This window comes from Pseudomonas sp. MD195_PC81_125 (assembly GCF_014060985.1).
In the GTDB taxonomy this organism is placed as follows: Bacteria; Pseudomonadota; Gammaproteobacteria; order Pseudomonadales; family Pseudomonadaceae; genus Aquipseudomonas; species Aquipseudomonas parakoreensis.
The window spans coordinates 1-1253 of record NZ_JABULD010000670.1; the positions used below are offsets into that span (position 1 = coordinate 1).

At 59.7% G+C, this 1253-nt stretch carries 1 protein-coding gene; it reads right to left on the minus strand.

Going from position 1 to position 1253, the window contains the following annotated elements; translation table 11 throughout:
- Window positions 1–38: 38 nt before the first annotated feature.
- A complete protein-coding gene (locus HT737_RS26385) occupies window positions 39–1058 on the minus strand; it encodes a branched-chain amino acid aminotransferase (protein WP_047293591.1) in 1020 nt (339 codons plus the stop codon).
- Window positions 1059–1253 lie beyond the last annotated feature (195 nt).

Below are 1253 nucleotides of genomic sequence, written 5' to 3' on the forward strand. Positions count from 1 at the left end.
ACTCGATGGGGGGCTTTTGTGCATCTGCAGCCGTCAGATCAAACCTTGACGATCCAGCCCGCTGGCGCTTCGATGTCGCCGGTCTGCACGCCAGTCAGCTCTTTGTAGAGCTTCTGGGTGACCGGGCCGACTTCGGTTTCGCTGTGGAACACGTGCAGGTGGTCGTTGTAGCTGATGCCGCCGATCGGGGTGATCACCGCAGCGGTACCGCAAGCGCCGGCTTCCTTGAAGTCCGACAGCTTGTCGATCAGCACGTCGCCTTCCACCACTTCCAGGCCCAGACGGGTTTTCGCCAGTTCGATCAGCGACAGGCGGGTGATGCCTGGCAGTACGGAGGGCGAGTTCGGGGTGACGAACTTGTTGTCGTGGGTGATCCCGAAGAAGTTGGCCGAACCGACTTCCTCGATTTTCTTGTGGGTCAGCGGATCCAGGTAGATGGCGTCAGCGAAGTGCGCCTTCTTGGCCTGGGAGCCCGGCATCAGGCTGGCGGCGTAGTTGCCACCGACCTTGGCCGCACCGGTGCCCTGTGGGGCAGCGCGGTCGAAGCTGGAGATCTGGAAATTGTGCGGGGTCAGGCCGCCCTTGAAGTAGGCGCCGACCGGGATCGCGAACACCGAGAAGATGAACTCGGGCGCGGTGCGCACGCCGATGTTGTCACCCACGCCGATCACGAACGGACGCAGGTACAGCGCGCCGCCGGTGCCGTATGGCGGGATGAAGCGCTCGTTGGCGCGAACCACTTCTTTGCACGCTTCGATGAACTGCTCGGTCGATACGTGCGGCATCAGCAGGCGGGCGCAGCTGCGCTGCATGCGCGCGGCGTTCTGGTCGGGACGGAACAGGTTGATCGAGCCGTCCTTGCAACGATAAGCCTTCAGGCCTTCGAAGCACTGCTGGCCATAATGAAGGGCCGTCGAGCCTTCGCTGATGTGCAGCACGTTGTCTTCGGTCAGGGTGCCTTTGTCCCACTCGCCATTGCGAAAGTACGACAGATAGCGTTTGTCGGTCTTGATGTAGTCAAAACCCAGCTTGTCCCAATTGATGCTTTCGTTACCCATGACACCCTCTATCACTGAACAACCGTCGAAACGGTTCAAGGCTTCTGACGTTTTTTTGGATGGGCACAACAATACTTCATTCTTGAGCGGTTTCGCAGCCCGGACTATCGGATGACAGACAGATAATTCCGGTTGCGCCTGAGAATTCGCGAGCAGGCTCGCTCCCACCTTTGAAATGCATTCCCATTGTGGGAG

Bases quoted from the DNA above. Each gene is read 5' to 3' on its own strand.
- HT737_RS26385 (WP_047293591.1), bottom strand. From the start codon at position 1,058: ATGGGTAACGAAAGCATCAATTGGGACAAGCTGGGTTTTGACTACATC.